Below are 24,727 nucleotides of genomic sequence, written 5' to 3'. Positions count from 1 at the left end.
AACTTACAACGCTTGCAACATACGCTTCAGCACGACCGTTGCCGAAATTTCACGGTTCGCAGCTTCAGGGATTACCAACGAAGTAGGAGCCTCTATCACATCATCGGTCACAATCATGTTGCGGCGCACCGGAAGGCAATGCATGAAGAACGCGTCATTCGTCACCTTCATGTGCGCTGTATCTACCGTCCAACTCATATCCTTACTTAATACCTTACCATAATCGGCTGGATTGGTCACGCCCGGACATGCCCAGTTCTTTGCATAAATGAAATCCGCTCCTTCGAAAGCCTTCATCTGGTCGTATTCTACTTTGGCGCCACGTACAAACTTCGGGTCGAGTTCGTAACCGTGAGGATGCGTAATCACAAAATCCACATCGGCTTCGTTCATGAAATCGGCAAACGAATTGGGCACAGCCTGAGGCAAGGCACGCGGATGAGGCGCCCATGTCAATACCACCTTCGGACGCTCTGTACGCTTATATTCTTCAATGGTTATCAAGTCTGCAAAAGCCTGAAGCGGATGTCCCGTAGCCGCTTCCATCGAGAACACCGGTTTGCCCGAATACTGGATGAACTGATTCAATATCTTTTCGGTATAATCGTCTTCACGGCTTTCGAAACGGGCAAACGAGCGTACACCGATGATGTCGCAATAGGATGCCATCACCGGAATAGCTTCCAATAAGTGTTCACTCTTGTCTCCGTCCATCACCACGCCCCGTTCGGTCTCTAACTTCCATGCTCCCTGGTTCACATCGAGCACAATTACGTCCATGCCCAGGTTGCGTGCGGCTTTCTGGGTACTAAGCCGTGTGCGCAAGCTATTATTAAAGAATATCAGCAAGCAAGTGCGGTGTTTGCCCAATGCCTCATATTTATACCGGTCTTTCTTGATTTCAAAAGCTTCGGAAAGGGCGGTCTTCAGGTCGCCCAGGTCAAATACATTCGTGTAAGTTCTCATACAGTTATAACTATTAATTGTCTATTATTAATTATCTCGAATCTGTCCATCTCCTTCTATCAACCACTTGTAAGTGGTAATCTCGCGCAAGCCCATCGGCCCACGGGCATGGAGCTTCTGCGTACTGATGCCAATCTCAGCCCCTAACCCGAACTGGGCACCATCGGTGAACGATGTGGGTGCATTGACGTACACACATGCCGCATCTACCATGCGCTGGAAATAAGCAGCGGTATCTTTATCCTCCGTCACAATGCATTCGCTATGCTTCGAACTATAGGTATCGATGTGGGCAAGTGCTTCCTCTATACCCGACACGGTACGGACTGCCATTTTATAATCCATATATTCCGTGCCATAGCTTTCCGACGAGGCAGGACAAAGCAATGCGGCGGGATAATGCCCTTCGAGTGCCTGACAGGCAGGTCGGTCCGCATACAAAATCACCTGCGATGCCTGCAGGGGTGCACACAGTTCAGGCAAGTCCGCCAGACGTTCCCGGTGCACCAGCAAGCAATCCAACGCATTGCATACGCTTACCCGGCGTGTCTTGGCATTATTCACGATAGCAGCACCTTTTTTCAAGTCACCCGCTACATCAAAATACGTATGGCACACACCTGCCCCTGTCTCGATAACCGGCACGGTGGCTTCACGGCGCACATAGTCTATCAATCCTTTGCTCCCGCGAGGGATAATCAAGTCGACCAGCCCTTCGGCATGAAGCAGTTCCGCCGTAGCCTCCCGCTCCACCGGAAGGAGTTCCACGAGATGTGCATCCAAGTTAAACCGTTGCAACACTTCGTGAATCAAAGATACGATGGCACGGTTCGAACAATCCGCGTCATGCCCGCCTTTCAATACGCAAGCGCTTCCGCTCTTGAAACACAGCGAGAACACATCAAAGCTCACATTGGGACGCGCTTCATAGATAATGCCGATAACCCCGAAAGGCACACTCACCTTTTTCAGGCGCAATCCGTTAGGACGCACCGTTTCTTCCAATATCCTGCCCAATGGAGAAGGCAGCGAAGCCACATTCATCATATCCGAAGCGATGCCTCTCAAACGTTCGGGAGTCAATTTCAACCGGTCATATTTCGGGTCACTCTCATTCATGCGCCGCAAGTCTTCGGCATTCGCCTTCAACAAGTCATCAGTCTGTCTGATAATAGCTTCCGATACAGCCCGCAGCACTTCATTGATACGTTTTTCTTCCAGCAGAGGCAACATGCGCGACGCTTGTCTCACTTTCTGTAAGGTGTCGGTAATATTCATACACTTATTCCTTTTTACACATTCAAGTCCTTTTTATCCACACAAATGTAAGATTCTTTCGATGAATCCGATACTTTTTTGCCCATTAATTTCCTCTTTTCATAAAACTTTCCTATCTTTGGTTATAGATAAACTAAAAATATACAGTTATGGAAGCAAAATCGTATGGTTCATTAGTAGAAGTCTACAGAGGTGGTCTGTGGGAAGCCGAACTGATAAAAGGATTATTGGAATCGGCAGGCGTATCAGCAATGTTGAAAGACGAAACTCTTTCCGCCGTAACCTCACCTTATTCCGGAATAGGAGGAGAAGTATTGGTTATGGTGAATAAGGAAGAAGAAGTATATGCACGAAAAGTAGTAGAACGGAGACAGGTATGAAAACAATTGTCGTGGCATTTCTTCTTATCATCACACTTGCCATAAGCGACGTAAGTGCCGAGAGTTTACAACCTGCTGCATGGCAAGCCTACGGGATTGCCTTCCAGGCACCCGCAGGCTATACCGTAGAAGACGACTCGGAAGAAGGTTACATCATCAGCACCCCCACTTATTTCATCACAGTGCAACTGCTCGACGGTGAAGGCATTCAACGTTCAGAAATAGCCCAAGAATTGAAAAACGTTGCGACAGATGACGAAGTGACCCAGCAAAGCCCTACCGTCGATTTCGAACTTCCGCAATTCTACGGAGTGTTCCTACGCGGAAATTGTGAAAGCGACCAATGTCTGTACAGTTACCTGCTCACCAAAGAAGACACGAGCGGCTTCTATGTTTCTATTGTATACACCGACCCTGCCGACCCACTTCCTGAAACCATACTGAAAAGTTTTACCCTTGAAGAATAACCCTCATAAGAAAATGAAAATATCATTCCCTTTCGGATTGTCTGCGACTGCTCTTTTTCTGGCACTGGTTGCCTGTACCCTATCCTTATGGGCACAAACCTCCGAAAAGCCATCCTCTTCTGCCACATTGTCCAACAGTTGCATCGAAGTGCCACAAAGCATGACCTTCTGTGGCGAAACCATCTCGCTTGCCCGCTTTGACCGCCGCGAACGTATGGATCGCGAACTGCTAGCCTTTTCATATATGCACAGTACCACTTTGCAGATGATTAAACGCGCCAACCGCTACTTTCCCATTGTAGAATCGATCCTGCGCGAAAACGGCGTGCCCGATGATTTCAAATACCTGATGTCTATTGAAAGCAACAACAATCCACTGGCACGTTCAGTTGCCGGCGCAGCAGGTCTATGGCAATTTATGCCCGCCACAGGACGCGAATTCGGACTGGAAGTAGGCAATTCAGTCGATGAGCGCTACCACGTAGAGAAATCTACCCGTGCCGCCTGCCGCTATCTGAAACAAGCTTATGCACGTTTCGGAAGCTGGATAAGTGTAGCTGCGTCCTACAATGCCGGACAAGGACGTATCTCGCGTGAGCTCGACCGGCAATACGAAGAAGATGCCCTTGACCTCCAACTGGTTGAAGAAACTGCCCGCTATGTTTACCGCATCCTTGCAGCCAAAATGCTGTTTGCCGACCCCACCCGTTTTGGTTTCCGCTTGCACGCATCCGATCTCTATCCTCCCATCCCTTATCGTGAAATCAAAGTAGAAGAAACCATCGAGGACTTGCCCCGTTTCGCCAAGAGCCAAGGCATCACATACGCCCTGCTGCGCACCATGAATCCCTGGCTCCGTTCACGTACCCTGCACGTTCACGGCTCGAAAACGTACTACCTCCGCATCCCTGACAAAGAAGGTATGTACTACAATCCGCGTGTCACCTTCCCGCACGACCCGAAATGGGTAGTAGAATAAGCTTTCTTCCTACTTGAAATGCAAGCCTCAAATGGCTGATATATTCCCGCGGCATTCATTTATGTATTTTGTATATGCCACAGGATAGAGAGGATGTGCACTCTACGGAAGCGGTACGAAATGTGCTGAGCAATACACAAATCCATACCGCGCATGGTATAACTCCCAGCCCGGTGTCCGATAACTTCTGCCAACTCCTTTTCAATCCTGATTAGCATGATGCAAAAAAGCCGCTCCTCCATCACGAAGGGGCGGCTCACATTTATAGTTATAGGTGTATAAAGTTTTTATGCTTTTTACAAGCAATGATTATTGAGCCAACTTGCCGTCTGAGCCCAATACGTTAACGATTTTGTGTTTGTACATCTTTTCCATTTCGTCACGAGCCGGGCCCAAATATTTACGCGGGTCGAATTCAGCCGGTTTTTCGAACAATACCTTACGAACAGCAGCTGTCATGGCAAGACGAGAGTCAGAATCGATGTTAATCTTGCAAACTGCAGATTTAGCAGCCTTACGCAATTCGTCTTCAGGAATACCGATAGCAGCTTCCAGTTTTCCGCCATATTGGTTGATCATATCCACATATTCCTGAGGAACTGAAGATGATCCGTGCAATACGATGGGGAAGCCCGGAAGTTTTTCCATTACAGCATCCAATACGTCGAATGCCAAAGGAGGAGGAACCAGACGACCTGTCTTCGGATCTACGTGGCATTGTTCGGGTTTGAACTTGTATGCACCGTGAGAAGTACCGATAGAGATAGCCAACGAGTCGCAACCTGTACGGCTAGAGAAGTCGATAACTTCTTCAGGGTTAGTATAAGTATGGTGTTCTGCAGAAACTTCATCTTCTACACCAGCCAATACACCCAGTTCACCTTCTACAGTTACATCATATTGATGAGCGTATTCAACGACTTTCTTAGTCAAAGCAACGTTTTCTTCGTAAGGCAGGTGAGAACCGTCAATCATCACTGAAGAGAAACCGAGGTCTACGCAAGACTTGCAGAGTTCGAAAGAATCTCCGTGGTCGAGGTGAAGAACGATTTCAGGATGTTCGCAACCCAATTCTTTAGCAAATGCTACAGCACCTTCAGCCATGTAACGAAGCAAGGTCTGGTTTGCATAGTTACGCGCACCTTTAGAAACCTGCAGGATAACCGGAGATTTTGTTTCTACCGAAGCTTTGATGATAGCCTGCAGCTGCTCCATATTGTTGAAGTTGAAAGCCGGGATAGCGTATCCACCTTTAATTGCTCTAGCAAACATCTCTCTGGTGTTTACCAAGCCTAAGTCTTTGTAATTAACCATTGTTGTACGTTTTATAATTGTTAGTGAAATTAATTCCATTGCAAATGTAAAAAGAAATGTGGCAAATCCACCACATTCTTCCCGAAAAAACAATCCATGTTAAGGTGTTTTATTAAAATTCACACGTTTTTTTTAAGAATCAGCAAGGATGCAAAGTGAAGGTAGCAAAAACAACAAACGGCTGACAACCAAACACCCTGCCCCCCTTTGAAGAATAAAAAACAAAGAAAGCATTGTTTATTTCCGGTTTTCATCTCCTTAATCAAGAAATCTGCGAATTCTCTCGTGAAAAAACATCCAAAACTTTTTCTATTTCAAAGAAAAGCCGTATCTTTGCAACCCGAAACAAACCATTACACAACAATGTCCGAAAAGAGAATCGGATGTTACCAACAAAACATTGAATAATAACAATAAAAAGTATATACTGAAATGAAAAAAGGCATTCATCCTGAAAACTACCGTCCGGTAGTATTTAAAGACATGTCAAATGGCGACATGTTCTTGTCACGTTCAACTTGTGCAACCAAAGACACAATCGAATTCGAAGGCGAAACTTATCCTTTGGTAAAGTTGGAAATCTCCAGTTCTTCTCACCCGTTCTATACAGGTAAATCAAAATTGGTTGATACCGCAGGACGTGTAGACAAGTTCATGAGCCGTTACAACCGCATTAAGAAATAAAAATTTCGTATTTTGTTCCATAACAAGACCGGGCATCCTGCATTCCAGCAACGATGTCCGGTCTTGTTTTATTTATCCATTGTCCTTTTCCCGGATTTCCACGCGGCGGATTTTCCCGCTGATAGTCTTAGGCAATTCTTCGACAAATTCTATCACACGCGGATATTTATAAGGAGCAGTTACCCGCTTCACATGATCCTGAAGTTCCTTTATCAAGTCGGGACCGGCTTTTGCCTTATAATCTTTTGCCAATACAATGGTAGCCTTCACCACCTGACCGCGGATTTCATCAGGCACTCCCGTTATGGCACACTCTACTACGGCTGGATGGGTCATCAGGGCACTTTCCACTTCGAACGGACCGATGCGATACCCCGAACTCTTGATGACATCATCGGCACGTCCTACAAACCAATAGTAACCATCTTCGTCACGCCAAGCCACATCACCGGTGTAATATACTCCATCGTGCCAAGCCTCACGGGTCAGTTCGGGCGCACGATAATATTCCTTGAACAACCCCAGCGGTTTGCCTTTGTCGGTACGTATCACGATTTGTCCTTGTTCGCCATCCTCGGCAGAGCGGCCGTCAGGCTTCAACAGGTCTATCTGATATTGAGGATTAGGCACGCCCATGCTTCCCGGCTTGGGTTCCATCCACGGGAAAGTGGCAAGTGTCAAGGTAGTTTCGGTCTGTCCAAATCCTTCCATCAAACGGATGCCCGTTATCTTCAAAAAGGTTTCGTAAACCGAATAGTTCAACGCCTCACCCGCCGTGGTACAATACTCCAATGAAGACAAGTCGTATTTGCTCAAGTCCTCACGGATAAGGAAGCGGTAAATGGTGGGAGGTGCACAAAGTGAAGTGATGTGATAATCGTGAATCTTCTTCAGAATATCAGAAGGTGTAAACTTCTCGTGGTCGTAGACGAAAATGTTAGCCCCTGCTATCATCTGCCCATACAGTTTTCCCCATACAGCCTTGCCCCAGCCTGTATCGGCAATGGTAAAATGCAGGCTGTCTTCGTGCAGGTTATGCCAGAAGCTCGCCGTAGTGATATGTCCCAAAGGATAGGTGAAATCGTGTGCCACCATCTTCGGTTCGCCGGTAGTGCCCGAGGTGAAGTACATCAACATGATGTCATCGTTGGTGTTTACATTCGCGGGACGTGTGAAAGGTGCAGCATTTTCGATGCCTTTATGAAAATCCTCAAATCCTTCGGGATACTCAGGACCTACGCTGACCAGCTTTTCTACGCTGGGTGACTGAGGCATTGCATCTACTATATGTTTCAGAATCACTCCTTCACCCGCAGCTACAATCATCTTGATAGTAGCAGCCTGACACCGATAGACAATGTCTTTCTTCGTCAGCAGGTGGGTAGCAGGGATCGCCACAGCTCCTATCTTGTGCAAAGCGATAATCGAAAACCAGAACTCATAGCGGCGTTTCAATATCAACATCACTTTGTCGCCCTTGCCTATTCCCAGACTCTGGAAATAAGAAGCGGTCATATCGGTATATTTCTTCAAATCGGCGTAAGTGAACTGGATACATTCGCCTTTGTCATTGGTCCACAACAGTGCATTCTTTTCCGGACGTTCTGCTGCCCAAGCATCCACGATGTCGTACCCGAAATTGAAATTCTCAGGCACATTTACTCTAAAATTCTTGATGAAATCCTCTTGCGAGGAGAAAGTTGTCTGACTTACAAATCTTTCTAACATACGTGTTTCGTTTTTTTCACCACAAAGAACACAGAGGCATACGGAGGAAAATTTAAAACCTCTGTGATACCCTGTGTCCCCTGTGGTGAATTTCCATTATATAAACCAATTTTATTGCATCACTACCGCAAGGAACTTCACGGTTTTTCCATCAAGCGCCAACATGCCGTGCGGCTTGCTTGAATCGAAATACAGGCTGTCACCCGGATTCAGTATCAGTTCTTTCCCATTGATGTTCAATAACAGGCGGCCTTCTATTACTAAGTTGAACTCTTGTCCTTCGTGTGTGTTAAAGTATACGGCAGTACCTTCGGGTTTAGGTTCTACCGTCACAATAAACGGGTCGGCTATCCTGTCCTTAAATCCCGAAGCGAGTGATTCATACTTATAAGCCTTGGTACGTTCTACCGAAACTCCTGTCCCTTTACGGGTAAGGAAATACGATTTCATCTTCGGCTCCTCACCAAACATCAGTTCATCTAGCGTAATGCCATATTTGTGGGCGATGCGTTGCAAAAGACTGACCGAGAGGTCGCTTTCTCCTGATTCAAGGGCACGGTATTCTTCAGCTGTCAGTTTACAGTCCGATGCCACTTCTTCCACGCTTAGCTCCAATGCGTCGCGCAATCCCCGCAAACGCTCGGCAATTTGTTTTATCTGTTCATCCATATCTATAATTCTGTTAGTTCTTGCCAAAATTACGAAAGATTTTGATAAGGAACGGCAGAAAATTGGAAAAATTATAAAAATAGTACGCCTTCAAGTCAAAAAGGCCTCTTACTCATTTCATTAGACAAAATGAGACACAATAACGGACAAAGTGAAAGCGACAAGTAACTCTTAGCACTTTGTCTGATATAAAGAATCAATAACTTTGCAAAAAATTAATATCTTATAACAATGTAGGCTTATGAATTTACGACTTCTTTTTTTATTGGCAACATGCTTTATGTTATCAACTGTACACGACATACAAGCACAAGTAGAACGAAACGCTATTTATAAAATAGGTATAGGGCACTTTAATTACACTCCGAAAGGAGAAAATGACAATGCCGGCAAAGTATTGAAAAATATCACTTCATCAATTATAAAAGGGAAAAATACCACCCAGCTGTCCGATTATGCCGATGATGTAAGGGCAAGTATCGCCAAAGGATTCGGGAATGTAGTCAGACTGCAGGTGATAGACGGGAAAACATTTCAAAACGAAAAACTTCAAGACAAAAATCTTCTTTACACAGACGGAACCATTGTCAGCATCAGTGCTACATCCAACGGTCCTTCGCTTAAAGAACGGAAAAGGCTGAAAAATTCAGCGTTTACACCTTATACGAATGTGGAAGCCAACATAAGCGTAACCGTTAATGTAAAGAATGCATATACCGGTGTGATGGAAGACAGCCGTACTTTCAATGCCAGTGGTTCTGATACAGCCAGCGAAGACAAGGCGGTGACGGCAGCACTCAGTAACCTTTCCGGAATCATTGCCGGTTATTTCAATGCCAGGTATCCCGTCAATGCCACTATCATAGAGCGGGGTGAAATAAAAAAAGAAAAACAAAAAACGGTATACATTGATTTAGGCACTTCGCTGAGTGCTTACAAAGGCCAGCAGTTTGATGTCTATTCGGTAAAGGAGATTGCCGGGAAAGAGGCACGGATTGAAATCGGCCGTTTGAAAGTAGAAGAAGTACTGGGAGAGGAATTAAGCCTATGCAAAGTTACAAAAGGAGAGAAAGAAATAAAAACGGCATTAGACAACGGAAGCACATTAGTGGTTACCGTCAGAAGATGAGATTAATAATCCTAAAATAAAAAGTATGAAAACAAAGCAAAAAATTCAAAGAATGAAACAAATGATGCTTCTCATTTGTTGTTTGTTACCCATCTTTTCATCCTGTTCTTCGGATGAAAGCAGTACTGCAAATTTTACAGTGAGATACCAAGAACACTCTCCTTGGACCATAGACCCAGCCATTGTTGAAACCATCTTGGAATACCAAGACCAGCAACAGCTGATAAATAACTCTATCCCCATCACCATCGACCATGCCGAACTTACAGACGAAGATCTCAGGGATATGTCTATGCAGGCATGCAGCCAAGCCATCCAAAACATGAAAAAATACGATTATAACCAGGTAATACGGGATGCCGGACTCAGTGTTTCCGAGCCTGTCACCTTAACAATCAGCTATCAAGTAGGACTTATAGGAAATTGGGGAGACGACATTATCTCTTACGGAAATATCCTGCTGAAAATCGACCTTCGGTAATTTATGCACACCGACCGGAATCCGGACGACTCTCTGTTTGTGTGATTTCATTCAAACTGAGAGTCGTTCTCTTTTCCGAATGCCTTCATATATTGTGCCGGAGTCATGCCGCAGACCTTATAGAAAGCACGGTAAAAAGTGCTATGACTGTTGAAACTTGCTTCTTTGGCTATCGCATCAAATGACAGGTTCGGTTTTTCTTTCATCAACTTTATCGCATATTCCACACGCAAACGATTCAGATAAGAACTCACATTATCTGCATTGGCATACTTACGGAGGATACGCGGCAAATCGTTCTTATTGATATTGCTCAAGCTTATCAGTTCATCTCGGCCAAAATCGGGCTGGAGGAAAAGCTTGTCTTTCACTACGGCATATTCCATACGTAAAAAACGCCTGTTCTCCATCGAGATGTTATCTGCACAATCCGATACCGAGTCCGAAATTCCTGTTCCATCAGGTTGGCTTTCCTGATTTTTCCCTTTTTCATCCAACAATGCTTCAGGATTTCCCCAACAAACCTTATGCAATTCTTCACGTTGTGCCAACAGTTCTTCGATTTGCTTTACAGCTATGCGGTTTTTCCGACGGGTAATAGTCAGATTCCGGCAAGTAATCACTAAAAAGATTACCAAAAAGAACAATAAGCAACATAAACCACCCATCAGGAAATTGCGCTTCTGCACTTCAACCTGCGTATTTGCCAGTTGCAATTCTTTCTCATGCAAGCGGAAAACCGTAGCATACTCATGTGCCCGACTCGCCTGTTCACGGCTATAAATGCTATCGAGCAACACAGTAAGCCGTTGCTGGTAGGCATCCGCTTTCTCATAAAGTTTCAACCCACGATATGCCTGGGCAAAACGGTCTAATATCACACTATAATTATAGTTTAACGTATCATTGCCATTTCCTCCCTGCCGGTAAGCCAGCATATCAACCGTATTCAAACGCAGCACTTCCTCATATCGCCGCATCTCCAACAAGTATGGAACAATCTCACTGGCACCGAAAGGTGACTTTGACATTTCGGTCTGTTCAAAACGATTGTAATATTCAGCCGCTTCTTCCTTTTTACCTGCCTGTAAAAAAATGTATGCCATTTTCGAATAACAATACCCATATTGCTGGTCAATGTATCCGGCAGGCGGACCAGACATCTTGCTCATGCGACGTATCAATGCCTCACGCAGTTTGCCTATTTTAATGGCTTCCTCATAATTACCACTATCAATAAAGATTCCCATCATTCCACCATAAGCTGTAGAAAGGCGTGCCATGACACTTACATTTTTGGTATCTTCGATAAGACTTATGCCCTTCCGGTAAAATGTCAGAGCCTCATCCCTCCGCTCCATATTCCGGTGCATGCGTCCTAAATTAAAATATACGCTAGCCTCTTTATCCGGTCTATCCAATTGACGTGCCAGCTCCATCATCTGCTTTCCGAAACGGATAGCATCTTCGTTTTTCCCCTGTTCGACCAAAGTCGTAAGCAACATTGCCAGCACTCTCAGTTTCCGCATGGGAACTAACCGTATAGAGTCTTGAGCCAAAGCTTTCCGCGCAAATCTTTCCTCCAGCAGATATTCACCCCTTACCTCATAACACATGCTTCGCAACATGTCTATCTCGAAAGGCTGTAACCCTGGCACATGATGCTCTTCGATGGAATCCAACAGTTGTAATGTCTGGTTGGGTTCCTGCAAATGAATCCGTTGTATGTATTCAAAACTGATGACACTATCGGGCACCTCCGATACTGCCCAACATTGCCCCACTCCCAATAGGAAAAGGAATAAACAGATAATTTTCATGTCTCTAAAAACCACATTTTAATGGCAAATATAGATAAAAAAAGAATGCCTGCAAAAAACAAATGCATTTCATCCATACATTATCTGTCATTCCAGATACAAATAATCGTAATGCACCAGCGGACGTTTTCCATGTTTGCCCAACATCAGTCTGGCATCTGCCGAACTTACTCCGATACGCCCTACCCCTATCTGTATTCCTCCGGCATCCATAATCCTCACAATATCATCTTTTTCGAAATCTCCCTTGATGCATGTTACACCTACCGGCAGGATACTTACCGCCTTCTTGCCTTTTAATGCCTCTACAGCCTGAGCGTTTAAGTGCAACTCTCCCTTGGCGAACCCTTCACTATGGGCTATCCATTTCTTTACACTCGATACAGCTTCGGATGCAGGCACAAACCGTGTACAAACCGTGTCTTCGGGATACTCCAGCAAATCGGTCAAAATATTATCCCGTTTTCCATTGGCGATAATAACCGTGATACCCTCGTCTGCTACTTTACGGGCAATAGTGGTCTTGGTAAGCATACCACCCCGACCGAATCCGGATTTTTCGGTCTGTATATAGTCGGACAGATCTTTCCCTTGCTCTACTTCCCGTATCACCGAAGTGCCAGGCTCTGAAGGCGAACCATTGTAAATGCCATCGATGTTGCTCAGGATAATCAACGCCTGCGCATCAAGCATCGAAGCCACCAAGCCCGAAAGCTCATCGTTATCCGTAAACATCAGTTCGGTCACCGAAATGGTATCGTTTTCATTGACTATGGGAATCACTCCATTCTCCAGCATCACCTGCATGCAATGCCGTTGGTTCAGGTAATGCCGGCGTGTGCCAAAACTTTCTTTCGTGGTCAACACCTGCCCTACGGCTATGCCGTGCTCGCGGAACAGTTCATAATAACGGTTGATTAATTTGGCTTGCCCTACGGCCGAATACAGTTGCCGTTGGTCTACGCTGTCCAGCTTACGCGAAACCTTTATCTCACTCCGCCCCGAAGCGACTGCTCCTGAAGAGACCAGCACCACTTCCACTCCTGCCTTGTGCAACTCTGCTACCTGGTCGACCAGTGCCGACATACGGGTCACGTCCAGCGTCCCGTCCTTCCGTGCCAGCACATTGCTTCCTATTTTTACCGTTATCCGCTTAAACTGATATTCCATTTTCCTATACCTTAATTATAATAATGTACACACTAATAAGCACAACACTTTCATATAGTCTTTATCCGTACGTCGGAACATTTCGTCCCGAAGCTGTTTAATCATCGTAGACTTTTGCTTCTTCACCGCACTTTCGGATACATCCAGCAACCGGGCTATTTCTGCATTCTTTAACCCTTGTTCAAAACTTAATTCGAACAGATGACGATATTTTTCCGGCAAAGCCCGAATCGAATCAAAAAGCAAATCAAGCACTTCCTGTTCAATCAGACTATTCTGAAAATCCTCATCCTCACGATTGGCAAGATAATTCTCCTGTGCCATCTGCCGGCGCAAAATAGAAACAGCCTGATTATGCACACATGCATACAAATATGACTTGAATGCTGCTGCCGACCGAAACGTGTCACGCATCTGATAAGTCTTATAAATGGCATCCTGTACGCAATCTTCTGACATAAATGACATGTCTCCGCCCAAGCACCGGGAAGCATACAAAATCAATTTGCCATATACATTTGCATATAGCGAATCTATTTTCCCTTGTTGAAAGTCTATGAATATCCTCTCGTCTGTCATCTTCATTTCTTGGTTTACAGGGGCAAAAATATAAAAAACATCGAACGTTATATAATTTTTTCAATAAAAAAAAGGATTTTCAAACTGTCCTTTTTCTCTCCTGTTGCGTCTTTATTATAAAATATGATTGAAAAAAGGGTTAAAATGAAGACATCTGTAGAAAATAAACGAATTGTAGAACTCATTTATAAACATATCATCGGAACGATTCTTCCGGAAGAGGAACTTGAGTTGGAAGCCTGGCGAAAAGCCAGTCCTCAGCACGAGACCCTATACCAACGTCTGACCGACATTCGCTTTCTGGAACATGAATACCGACGGCTGAACCTCATTGATACAAATCGTCCATTGACGGATATGCAAGCACGTATCCAACAGGGCAAACATCCCAAACGCCGGCTGGGACAACTCATTGCATTAATCGCGACCACATCCATTGCAGCCATGTTGTGTATTGGCTATTTCATAAACACATCTTTCCATCCCGAAGAAGAGCCACCTACACTGGCCCGACAACTGGAAATGGCCGACATCACCGCAGGTAAGACACAAGCCACACTAACTCTCGATAACGGAACAGAAATCAAGCTCGATGCAGATTCGGCCAACAATATGCGCCTCATTGCACAACAACAAATTTCCACAAAAGCAACAGACGATTACCGTACACGTATCAACAAGCTTACGACTCCACGGGGAGGGGAATTCAAAATCGTATTGGAAGACAGCACTGAAGTATGGTTGAATGCCGAATCACAACTCATCTATCCAGATAATTTCAATACCGGTGACCGACGCGTAACTCTCACCGGTGAGGCATACTTCAAAGTAGCCAAAGACAGCTTACGCCCTTTCTACGTAAAGTCGGGCGATATGACCGTGCGGGTATACGGTACGGAATTCAACATTCACGCATACACCGAAGACAAACAAATTTACACCACCCTCGTTTCCGGAAGCATCGCTTTGCAACCTCTTGACGGAAGCAAAGCCGAACTGGTGTTGACTCCTGGACATCAAGCTATATTCCACAAAAAAGATTTTTCAACCAGTATCCGAAGCGTAGACACCCAGGCCGCAACCAGCTGGCACACCGGCCGATTTTCTTTCGAAGAACAAACCTTGGCACAAATCATGCGGACCCTGGCACGCTGGTATAAATTCGACTATACATTCGAAGACGAACGACTGGCAGACATCGTGTTCAAAGGCAGTGCACCACGTTATGCCAACTTGTCGGAAGTATTATCCATCCTGGAGAAAAGCGGAGGAATCAAATTTGGCGTAAAAGAAGAAAAAATTATCATTTCCATTAATTAATAACAAAATGACTAACTATGAACAGTAGCAGACGAAGACTACTCAGTCTCATTTTACTGGGTATCTTAGGCATGCCGGTATCGGCACAAGACATCGACACCGTGTATAAGAATACACCTATCGAGAAAGTCTTTTCCGACTTAAAGGAAAAGACATCGTATGAATTTGTGTACCAAAAACAAATTCTACAAGGAGTAAAGCCAATCACTTGCACACTGAAAGACAAGCAACTGGAGGAAGTACTTGACCAAGTGCTAAAAGGAACCGGACTTACCTATGAAATCGTGGATAAAACCGTGATTATCCGCAAAGGCAAACTGAACGAGAAAACCACCCATCGCATCTTCGGTACGGTTATCTCCGAAGAAGACAATCTTCCCGTAATCGGAGCCTCTGTACGTCTTCTGGACGAACAGGGTAAAGAAACAGCTTTCGGGACGGTGACCGACATGGACGGCAAATTTGAAATCAGCAATTATACTTTCGGAGGTAACTTCAAAGTACAAGTATCTTATATCGGTATGAAGACTTTGGTAGCCAATGCCACCGAAAACATGCACATCGTGCTGGAAAGCGATTCCCACATGCTTCAAGATGTCGTAGTGACCGGTATCTTCAAGAAAGCGCGCGAAAGCTATACCGGTGCCGTATCTACCATCACCAATGAAGAATTGAACATCTATCGTGGACAAAACCTGTTGCAGACATTGAAAAACATCGATGCCTCGCTGAACTTTGCTGTCAACAACCTGGTAGGTAGTAACCCGAATAACCTTCCACAGATTACCATCCGTGGCAATTCATCGCTTCCGATGAGTGTACAAGAATTCAACGAAAATGCTTCCAATGCCGTCAATACACCCCTCATCATCATGGACGGATTCGAGATTTCACTCGAACGCCTGATGGACTATAACGATGAGGAAATCGAATCAATCAACATTTTAAAGGACGCAGCAGCCACGGCCATTTATGGTTCACGCGGTTCGAACGGTGTCATCGTTGTCGTAACCAAGCAACCGGAAGCAGGTAAATTACGTGTTAATGCCGAAGTGGGAATTGACCTGAATATTCCGGATCTCAGCTCATACGACTACCTCAATGCTGCCGAAAAGCTGGAATTGGAACGTTCGTTAGGCTTATACAATTCAAGCGATACGGACGAAGACCGCCTTTACCAGCAAATCTACAACGAACGTCTCCTTCGCGTACAGTCCGGACAAACGACCGATTGGCTCAGCAAGCCGGTACGAAACGCCGTAGGTTCACACTACAACCTGCGTCTGGAAGGAGGTAGCGAAGAATTCCGTTGGAGTGCTACAGCTAACTATAAAGACATAGAAGGTGCCATGAAGAACAACTCACGCCGCACGTTCACCGGAGGTATCACCTTGATGTATAAAGTAAAAAACTTCACGTTCAAGAACTATACCTCATACAGTATGGTACGCGCTACAGAAAGCAACTATGGTTCATTCAGCGACTACGTAGCCCAACAACCTTATAACATGCCCTACGATGAAAATGGAGAAATCGTGGAATTTTTCGAAGGCTTCTATGGCTCCAGTCAAGGACGAGGCAGCTCCAATCCGTTATACGATGCCAGCTTAGGTTCATTCGACAAGAACGGTTATGAGGAGCTTACCAACAACTTTGCTGCAGAATGGAACATCCTGAAAGGTTTGATCCTGCGGGGACAATTTGGTATCACGACCACAACTAATCATAGCGATAACTTCCTTTCACCCAAAGACTCTTATTTTACCTCCGATGAAGCTACGGCCAACGAATTTGCCACAGGTGACGGTTATTTCCGCCGGGGGTCTTACACATACGGAACAGGCAGATCTTACAGTTACAATGGGAATGTGACTCTCTCCTATTCCAATACATTCTTGGACAAACACCAGCTTTATGTCGGTTTAGACTATTCAATCAACGAAACGAATGGATATGATTACCTGTTCAAGGTGGAAGGTTTCTCCAACGAACAACTGAACTTCTTAGGGAATGCCCGTCAGTATGCTCAAGACGGAATCCCGTCCGGAACAGAAAACCGCACCCGCCGTCTGGGACTGACAGGGAATGTCAACTACACTTACGACGGTCGTTATTATGTGGATTTGTCTTATCGTGTAGATGGCAGCTCTACTTTCGGAACAGACAAGAAATATGCTCCTTTCTGGAGTGCCGGTATCGGCTGGAACCTGCACAATGAAAAATTCCTGGCAGGCAATCCTGTACTGAATATCTTCCGTCTGAAAGCTTCTTATGGCGAAACTGGTTCGCAACAAGGTTCCGGCTCGGGTGCTGCTACCCTTTATGCCTACCAGACAGGAAATAAATACATGAACTGGAACGGAGCTACCCTGCAGGAATGGGGCAATCCGGGACTAACCTGGCAAACGACCAAAGAATTCAACGTCGGTACAGAATTCGGTTTATGGAACGGACGTATCCGGGGAGAATTTGATTTCTATACCAAAACTACCTCCAACCTGCTTTCAGCCATGTATACTCCACTTTCAATGGGCTTTCCTTCTTACATTGCCAACATTGGTGAAGTCAAGAACAGAGGCTTCGAAGCATCGTTGACGGCTTACGTTATTCGTGAGCCGCATCGGGAATTCAACTGGATTCTGAGTGGACAGTTGGCATACGACAAAAACTGGATTTCTGAACTATCGGATGCAGTTAAAGAACAAAACGAAGCCATGCTGCAAGACGAGAACTATGAAGTGGCAAACTTGTTCTACGAAGGACGCCCGCAAAACGGCATCTATGCCGTTCGTTCGTTAGGCATTGACCCCAGCACCGGCCGGGAAATCTTCCTGGACAAGGACGGCAACATCACCGACCGATGGAAAGCAGGCGATAAGGTTTATTTAGGACCGGGCTATCAACCTTATCATGGTAATTTCGGCACCATGATTATGTGGAAAGGGTTTACACTCAATGTCTCATTCAACTACTATTGGGGAGGAAAACGCTACAATTCAACATTGGTAGACCGCGTCGAAGTACCTATCTCTACCTTGAGAACATCCAATGTAGACCGACGTGCCCTGACAGACCGCTGGATGCAACCCGGCGATGTGACTTTCTTTAAAGGGTTCAGTTACGATACCACACAAGCCTCTTCACGCTTCGTCATGGATGACAATGTATTGGAATTGTCATCCGTAAGTCTCCAATATCGTTGGGACAGTGACTGGATTCGCAGATATGCCGGAGTACAGTCCATTACCTTTGCCGTGAATATGTCCGACCTCTTCCACTGGGGAAGCATCAAGGAAGAACGTGGTATCAACGACCCATATGCACGTAATATTCAAGGCAGCGTGAAATTTTTATTCTAATCATGATTTTAAATTTTTCCGGATATGAAAAAACAAGTTTTACTGATATCATTAGTAACAATGACTCTTTTCGGTCTTTCGTCGTGCAACGACTGGCTGGACGTACGTCCCGAAACAGAGCAGAAAGATGAAGACCAGTTCGCCACCTCACAAGGATTCTACGATGCGCTGGTAGGTGCTTATATGGAAATGGCAAGCCGGGATATCTATGGCGAACGGCTGACGATGACCAACATCGAATCGCTGGCACACCAATGGCTGCTCACCGAAACGGGGACCTCCCGCTACGAAGACTATTACCTGATGGAGCACGAATATGACAATGTAGCCTACGCCCAGGCTGCCGTTAAAACCATTTATGCCAAGTTGTTCAATGTCATTGCGCAAGCCAACATGATTATCAAGAACATCGATGAAAGAGGCGACGTCATCCTCAACCCGGCTATACGTTACACCATCCAGGGCGAAGCGTATGCCATGCGCGCCTATTGCCAGCTGGATGTGTTACGCCTGTTCGGCGAAGTGCCGGGCGGAACGACTCATACGGAATTGCCTTACTCCGAAACCACGGGCATTGACCAAATGCCTTCCTATTATGATTTTGACGCTTACGTGGAAAAGCTGAAAGCCGACATAGAAAAAGCCAAAGAACTGTTGATTGAAAATGACCCAGTCATGACGCATTCGTTCGAAGAGCTGAACGACAGTTATAGTGCCATAGTAGACGACAATATGCTCTATCGCCAGTCACGGTTAAACTATTGGGCAGTCAGAGCCTTGGAAGCCCGTATGTATCTTTACATTGGCGACAAAGCCCAAGCGGCGGAAATCGCACGTGAAATCATCAATGCCACCATCGATGGTGCACCGGTCATGACCCTGAGCGGAAGTGAAAATTTCAATCAAGGTTACAAGCTTTGTCCCTCCGAGTGCCTGTTCTACCTGAGCAAATGGGACGTGATGGATTATTCACGCGACTTTCTGGTAGGTGGTTCCACCACTTTCAGCAACCTGACCAGTCTGGGCATCACTCCGCAAAAATTCAATGCCATGTATAGCGGCCAAAATACAACCACACACAACCGCTATAAGAACTGCTGGAATGACAAAGCTGTAGACCAATATGGCCAAACAACAATCGTGACCACCAAGTATTATTGGGACGACGACGAGATGACCGAAGACCAAAAGATGTTCGGATGCCAGATTATCCCTATGCTGCGTATGTCCGAAGTCTACCTTATCGCGATGGAAGGCTCCACTTCGTTAGCAGAAGCCAACGATTTGTATTACGACTATCGTCTGGCACACGAAGTCCCGACCGATCCTGACTTCACTTCCCTGCATGAAGTGGCAGACTACATGATACCGGAATACCGACGTGAATTCTTTGCCGAAGGCCAGCTCTTTTACACCTACAAGCGTCTGAAAGCCACCAGCATCATGGGCAACATGCAAAGTGCTTCCGAGCAACCTGTATCCATCGAAGAAGAAGACTATGTGATACCATTGCCCACAACGGAATACAATCCTAACGACATAAACAAAACCGAATAAGCCTTATGAAACGACATATCATACTCAAATTATCAATGGCATTCTTATGCATGCCTTTTCTGACCGCTTGCGAGAAAGAGTTAAAGCCTTACAGCGACAACGATGCCTGGCTCAATTTCCGTTATATCGACTGGGATACACGGGAGGAATTGATGCAAGACGATTCTTATTATTCATTTGCCATGCGTAGTGCCTCATTGGGAATCGATTTACAACAAGACACTGTATGGCTGGAAGTGGAAACCATGGGATTTCTGTCCGACCACGACCGTACCGTAGAACTACAGCAAGACACCATCAAGGCGGAAGAGCTGGAGGAAAACGGAGAAGCCGAGGCGATTCCGGGCGTACACTTCGTACCCTTTGACGATCCGACATTGCTGACCCAAAGTTATGTCCCGGCAGGAGCTACGAGAACCAAAGTTCCCATCGTATTGCTACGCGACCCCTCTTTGGATGAAAAGAACGTGGCATTGAGGGTAACATTCAAAGACAACGGCATTTTCAAGCCCGGTTATCCGGCTTATAACACCCACACGATTCACATCTCCAGCCGACTGACCAAACCTTCGCAATGGGACATGTATTATTGGGACTACAACTTCGTCAAATATTCAGAAACCATCCACGAATTAATGATTCAGTGGACCGGTGAGCCGTGGGACGATGATTATATCAAGCAATTGGCAGAGGGTGACCCGACCTATCTCTCCTATTTACGTTCGTATTTCCAGGAAAAACTGGATGAACTCAACGCCGAACGTCAGGCACAAGGAGAAGATATCTTACGGGAACCGAACGGTGACCCCGTAAAATTTGAACCCATGTCTTTTTAAACAACGATTAAAAACATTACGACAAATGAAAAAAACAATATTTATCTCGCTCATGGTCGGCTTGCTCTGCTGCTGGTCGGCTTGTACGGAAGACAACTCATCCATGGGAACCGGACAACTCAACGAAATCGAAGTAAAAGGACTGGCGGAAGACATCAACGTGGCTTCTTATCAAGGCATCAACCTCAAAGATTTAATCCATCCCACGGTCATCACATCGCTTTCCGAAGACCAATTGGCATACGCCTGGTATCTGTATTCCAACGAAGGCAGTAACGGTCCGTACAAAGATTATCAAATAGCCACGGGCAAAGAAGTGGATTACGAAGTCAATCTGCCTTCGGGCACCTATACTCTTGTTTTCGAAGTCACGAATACGGAAACAGGCTATGCCAAGATTGTAGAATCAACCATCCACACCACCACGTCGTTCTCGAAAGGTTTCTACATCCTCAAAGAAACATCCGAAGGAACTACGGAATTAGACATGATGAACGATGACGGAATGATTCATGACCTGATTTCCACCTTATCGGGTGCCCCCATGCAAGGAAAGCCCCACAATCTCGTGATGATGTATAGCGGCGCATACATCGATACCGAAACAAACAAAACCGCCACCACCAACCTGCTGTTCGCCATCAGCGATGCCGGCAAGCTCAAAGGATATCGCACCGAAGACATGCAGGAGATATTCAACAACGATAACCTGTTCTATAGCGGAACGATGCCGGCATCCGAACGTCCGGGCACACTGGTAACCGGACCGACGGGTAACTTTTATTTCTCCAACTCCGGTGTACGTTATTATGTCACCATGACAAGCTATGGCGGTAGCGCCGGAAAATTCGGTTATCCGGTAGGCGCTACGGGCAGCAAATATGTACAAGTCATCAATGCCATCATGGGATACATCTATTGGGACAACGCAGACCATCAACTGATGCTGGTAGACTACAACGGCATGGGATCTACTCCACTCGAACCCGCCGAAGGTGTGGAATACCCCGACGACCTGGAATGCATTTCCTCCTGCGTAAGCCTTACGGCAGGCACCGTAGCCTGGTTCTTATGCGAACAGCCTTCGACAGGCAACCGTTATTTGCTCAAGACAACCAGCAGCCAATATGTAGACGAAGCCATCCAGATTGACCCGTCTTCCCACCTGGCACATAGCACCGTGCAAAGCGGAAATGGTATTTCTGCTTCCTACATTTATTGCATCGATGACGGGAAAGTATATGCGCATAGCTTGACAGACGGCTCGGAAACAAACGTTCCCTTACCCGGCATTCCTTCGGGCGAAGATGTCACATTCCTCACCAATCAATGGCTGAACTTTTCTTCACTCAGTACAGACTACAACTTCGATAACCTGATTGTAGGAACTCAGACAGGCGACACTTACAAACTTTATTTCTACGACGGACTGAACGGTGGTATGCCCATCAACGCCGCTACCAAGACTGCATCCGGCACCGGAAAAGTAAAGTGCGTACGTTTCGTCTCGCCCGTGATAGCCGCAGCCATGACGTTGGCATTCGAACCGAATCCTTTCCCTTTGTCCGACTGATAATCAACAAACTTTAAAATTTAACATGACGATATGAGAACAATTATCCTCATTATCCTGGCAGCCCTGTTGGGGGTGCCGGGATTTGCCCAAACCAATTTCCGCTCCATCACCTACGATGAAGCCCTTGCCGCGGCCAAGGCCGAAAACAAACTCGTATTCATCGACTTCTACACCGACTGGTGCGGTCCCTGCAGACGAATGGCACGTGAAATTTTTCCTCAACAACAAGTAGGCGATTATATGAACCAGCGATTTGTCTGTATCAAGCTCAATGCTGAGAAAGAAGGCAAGGAGCTGGCAAAGCTCTATCAAATAAAAGCTTATCCAACGTTTATCGCCATTGATGCAGATAAAAAGGTCATATTCACTAAAGTGGGAGGAGGAGAAGCAAAAGAATTCATTGACGAAATAGACCGGATGATTGACCCGGAAAGAACACCCGAGCGCATGAAGGCACGCTATGAAGCAGGCGAACGCACGCCCGGTCTCATTTCGTCCTATGTAGCCTACTTGAAAGCTGAAGTGCAAAAGCAACGCAACAAAAAGCCCTTGCTTGACCAAATAGATACAATGGTACACGATTATTTCCATGAACTGACAGATACCGGAAAATTGTCTCGAGAAAACCTGTTCCTCTATACCGACTACGTCCGTTCCGTCAACGATGAAATCGCTCAATATATGGTAGCACATCGGAACGACTTCGATGAACAAAGTCGGAAAGAAGTGAATCAAACCATCGAGAGACTATATTATATGGAAATATACAATTACCTGAGTGGCAACACGGCATACGAGCCCCAAACATATCAGACCCTGAAACAACAAATTAATGAACTGGGACTGAATGCAGACAAACGGTATGACCCTTGTTTTAGCCTCATCGAATGTCATGCACAGGGTGATATGAACGCTTTTTTAAAACTCTGCGAAGAGACCTATCCCATCTTGAACAAAAACCTGAAAAGCATCTTCATCAGTAATTTCAGTCTATGGTTCGAAGGGCAAGACGATGTGTTGCGTCAGCAGGCTTCCCGGTTCCTGCGAGGATTGCTTGCTGACATGGAAGCCAATGATCTGGTCTTCGCTGCCTATCAGATTGTTCAACTGGAAGGAGAAGGGCACTAAGAAGATTTATCAATAAAAAGGAGGGAACAAGTCTTTCCGATTGTCAGAAAGACTTGTTTATCCCTCCTTTCTCTTGATATTTAGAAGGTAACATTCCGAATTCTTCCTTAAAATAACGGCTAAAATACCTTGGACTATTAAAACCTACCTCATAAGCTACTTCCGATACATGGAGTTGACTTTCCCTCAGCAGTTGGGCGGCTCGTTTCAAACGAATGACACGAATAAACTCAATAGGAGTCTTACCGGTTATCTGCAACAGTTTTTTATACAGATGCACACGGCTCATCCCCAATCCACGACTCAATTCTTCTACCGAAAAGTTACTTCGGGAAATATTATCCTCCACATACTTTATAGCTTTCTCTATCAATTTTTCGTCCAATGACGTAATGACAATATCACTTGGAGTTGGATCAATGACAGCATGAGTAGCATGACGGTAACGACTCTGCTCTATCAGCTTGCGTATGCGCAACACCAATACCATCATATTAAACGGTTTGGTGACATAATCGTCCGCACCGATTTCCAACCCTTTCACTGTTGCTTCTACTGCCTGTCTCGCCGTCAACAGAATAACAGGTATATAGGCGGTCCGCTTATCTGCCTTAATCCTCCTGCACAATTCGATTCCATCCATGACCGGCATCATCACATCACTGATAACGAGATCCGGAAGTTCATCCTGCATCATATTCCATGTTTCCTCTCCGTCTGATGCCAGTTTCACCCGATACTGCAATTCCAGACTGTGCTGCATGAACATACGGAAATCAGCATTATCATCGACAACCAATAAAAGTGGAAATTCCTTCCGGCTTGTCTGCTCCGCCATCGCTTCTGTTGTTTTCTCTGACTCCGGAAGGACAACAAGCGGTTCCGGCAATACAGCAGCCACATCCACATGTCTCACCGGCAGACGAACCACAAAGACCGTCCCTGCCCCTATATTGTCGAACACCTCCACACTTCCCCCATGCAGTTGTACGAAATCGTGCACTAAACTCAATCCGATACCGTTTCCTGTAGTTTCTTCCATTCCTTTATGCGCGGCCTGATAGAAACGCTCGAATATATGCTGTTTGTCTGCATCCGGAATGCCGATTCCTGTATCCGACACTTTTATTTCCATCCATTCATTTTCCTCTTCTATGTATTCCATCATCACTGTTACACGTCCTCCGTCAGGAGTATATTTATAGTCAAAAGTAAGTGAAATGCGAATAATTCGTTTAAAAGTTGTATCTTTACGGCATGGAAATGCAGTTGTCGACATCAGAAATAGAAAATTTACGTAAACTTCA

Annotated in this window: 21 protein-coding genes; 12 read left to right on the top strand and 9 right to left on the bottom strand. The window is 45.6% G+C overall.

The features are described 5' to 3' along the window. Nucleotides 1-3: 3 nt before the first annotated feature. Nucleotides 4-966: an acetylornithine carbamoyltransferase gene (locus B5F71_RS09510; protein WP_013617457.1), complete on the bottom strand. Its 963-nt coding sequence runs from the start codon at nt 964-966 to the stop codon at nt 4-6. 27 nt (nt 967-993) lie between these two features. Further along, nucleotides 994-2,244, bottom strand: a complete 1,251-nt coding sequence (locus B5F71_RS09505; RefSeq protein WP_087209646.1) for a glutamate-5-semialdehyde dehydrogenase — start codon at nt 2,242-2,244, stop codon at nt 994-996. 149 nt (nt 2,245-2,393) lie between these two features. Here B5F71_RS09505 and B5F71_RS09500 point away from each other — a divergent pair, with 149 nt between their 5' ends. From B5F71_RS09500 to B5F71_RS09490, 3 genes are read left to right on the top strand one after another with little or no spacing between them, the layout of a single operon-like run. Continuing rightward, entirely contained in the window at nt 2,394-2,624 is a 231-nt protein-coding gene (locus B5F71_RS09500) for a DUF2007-related protein (RefSeq protein WP_022038814.1), read from the top strand. Beyond that, nucleotides 2,621-3,091, top strand: coding sequence for a hypothetical protein (locus tag B5F71_RS09495; protein ID WP_022038815.1), 471 nt, complete (start codon nt 2,621-2,623; stop codon nt 3,089-3,091). Before B5F71_RS09500 ends, B5F71_RS09495 begins: the two co-directional genes overlap by 4 nt. Nucleotides 3,092-3,104: 13 nt before the next feature. Then, complete coding sequence (locus tag B5F71_RS09490; protein WP_087209663.1) at nt 3,105-4,070, top strand: lytic transglycosylase domain-containing protein; 966 nt, start codon at nt 3,105-3,107, stop codon at nt 4,068-4,070. 309 nt (nt 4,071-4,379) lie between these two features. On the opposite strand, the gene B5F71_RS09485 is transcribed toward B5F71_RS09490, so the two are convergent. Further along, nucleotides 4,380-5,384: a class II fructose-bisphosphate aldolase gene (locus tag B5F71_RS09485; RefSeq protein WP_022038817.1), complete on the bottom strand. Its 1,005-nt coding sequence runs from the start codon at nt 5,382-5,384 to the stop codon at nt 4,380-4,382. A gap of 432 nt (nt 5,385-5,816) precedes the next feature. Between B5F71_RS09485 and B5F71_RS09480 the strand changes: the two genes are divergently transcribed. Further along, complete coding sequence (locus B5F71_RS09480) at nt 5,817-6,068, top strand: type B 50S ribosomal protein L31 (protein ID WP_022038818.1); 252 nt, start codon at nt 5,817-5,819, stop codon at nt 6,066-6,068. A 72-nt stretch (nt 6,069-6,140) separates the two neighbouring features. Here the strand turns inward: B5F71_RS09480 and B5F71_RS09475 are convergent, their stop codons facing one another. Further along, complete coding sequence (locus B5F71_RS09475; protein WP_022038819.1) at nt 6,141-7,796, bottom strand: AMP-binding protein; 1,656 nt, start codon at nt 7,794-7,796, stop codon at nt 6,141-6,143. 111 nt (nt 7,797-7,907) lie between these two features. After that, a complete protein-coding gene (locus tag B5F71_RS09470; RefSeq protein ID WP_013617872.1) occupies nt 7,908-8,465 on the bottom strand; it encodes a cupin domain-containing protein in 558 nt (185 codons plus the stop codon). Between the two features lie 280 nt (nt 8,466-8,745). On the opposite strand from B5F71_RS09470, the gene B5F71_RS09465 reads away from it, so the two are divergent. Further along, nucleotides 8,746-9,594, top strand: coding sequence for a hypothetical protein (locus B5F71_RS09465; protein WP_087209641.1), 849 nt, complete (start codon nt 8,746-8,748; stop codon nt 9,592-9,594). A 139-nt stretch (nt 9,595-9,733) separates the two neighbouring features. Next, nucleotides 9,734-10,075, top strand: coding sequence for a hypothetical protein (locus tag B5F71_RS09460; RefSeq protein ID WP_158098069.1), 342 nt, complete (start codon nt 9,734-9,736; stop codon nt 10,073-10,075). 47 nt (nt 10,076-10,122) lie between these two features. Here the strand turns inward: B5F71_RS09460 and B5F71_RS09455 are convergent, their stop codons facing one another. The 3 genes from B5F71_RS09455 to B5F71_RS09445 all read right to left on the bottom strand — a co-directional run bounded on the left by B5F71_RS09455 (nt 10,123) and on the right by B5F71_RS09445 (nt 13,644). Beyond that, the gene (locus B5F71_RS09455) at nt 10,123-11,895 is read right to left on the bottom strand and encodes a helix-turn-helix domain-containing protein (RefSeq protein ID WP_087209635.1); all 1,773 of its coding nucleotides are present in this window, start codon (nt 11,893-11,895) and stop codon (nt 10,123-10,125) included. An 87-nt stretch (nt 11,896-11,982) separates the two neighbouring features. After that, nucleotides 11,983-13,065, bottom strand: a complete 1,083-nt coding sequence (gene proB / locus B5F71_RS09450) for a glutamate 5-kinase (RefSeq protein WP_022038823.1) — start codon at nt 13,063-13,065, stop codon at nt 11,983-11,985. A gap of 15 nt (nt 13,066-13,080) precedes the next feature. Further along, the gene (locus tag B5F71_RS09445) at nt 13,081-13,644 is read right to left on the bottom strand and encodes a sigma-70 family RNA polymerase sigma factor (RefSeq protein ID WP_022038824.1); all 564 of its coding nucleotides are present in this window, start codon (nt 13,642-13,644) and stop codon (nt 13,081-13,083) included. A 144-nt stretch (nt 13,645-13,788) separates the two neighbouring features. On the opposite strand from B5F71_RS09445, the gene B5F71_RS09440 reads away from it, so the two are divergent. Genes B5F71_RS09440 through B5F71_RS09415 form a run of 6 tightly spaced genes read left to right on the top strand, consistent with a single transcriptional unit; the run spans nt 13,789 to nt 23,420 of the window. Further along, nucleotides 13,789-14,964, top strand: coding sequence for a FecR family protein (locus tag B5F71_RS09440; protein ID WP_022038825.1), 1,176 nt, complete (start codon nt 13,789-13,791; stop codon nt 14,962-14,964). A gap of 17 nt (nt 14,965-14,981) precedes the next feature. Beyond that, the gene (locus B5F71_RS09435; protein ID WP_022038826.1) at nt 14,982-18,323 is read left to right on the top strand and encodes a SusC/RagA family TonB-linked outer membrane protein; all 3,342 of its coding nucleotides are present in this window, start codon (nt 14,982-14,984) and stop codon (nt 18,321-18,323) included. A 24-nt stretch (nt 18,324-18,347) separates the two neighbouring features. Then, nucleotides 18,348-19,880 carry a RagB/SusD family nutrient uptake outer membrane protein gene (locus B5F71_RS09430; RefSeq protein ID WP_087209628.1) on the top strand — a complete coding sequence of 511 codons (1,533 nt, stop codon included), beginning with the start codon at nt 18,348-18,350 and terminating at the stop codon, nt 19,878-19,880. A 5-nt stretch (nt 19,881-19,885) separates the two neighbouring features. Further along, a complete protein-coding gene (locus B5F71_RS09425; RefSeq protein ID WP_022038828.1) occupies nt 19,886-20,716 on the top strand; it encodes a DUF4843 domain-containing protein in 831 nt (276 codons plus the stop codon). Between the two features lie 25 nt (nt 20,717-20,741). After that, a complete protein-coding gene (locus tag B5F71_RS09420; RefSeq protein ID WP_087209625.1) occupies nt 20,742-22,289 on the top strand; it encodes a PKD-like family lipoprotein in 1,548 nt (515 codons plus the stop codon). 33 nt (nt 22,290-22,322) lie between these two features. Continuing rightward, a complete protein-coding gene (locus B5F71_RS09415) occupies nt 22,323-23,420 on the top strand; it encodes a thioredoxin family protein (RefSeq protein WP_022038830.1) in 1,098 nt (365 codons plus the stop codon). 43 nt (nt 23,421-23,463) lie between these two features. Here the strand turns inward: B5F71_RS09415 and B5F71_RS09410 are convergent. Then, a partial coding sequence (locus B5F71_RS09410; RefSeq protein WP_143269874.1) for a response regulator occupies nt 23,464-24,727 on the bottom strand: 1,264 nt, incomplete at its 5' end.

The organism is Bacteroides sp. An269, assembly GCF_002159755.1.
Classification (GTDB): domain Bacteria; phylum Bacteroidota; class Bacteroidia; order Bacteroidales; family Bacteroidaceae; genus Phocaeicola; species Phocaeicola intestinalis.
The sequence above is the reverse complement of the archived record's forward strand: the minus strand, read 5'-3'. Positions and strand labels throughout refer to the sequence as shown.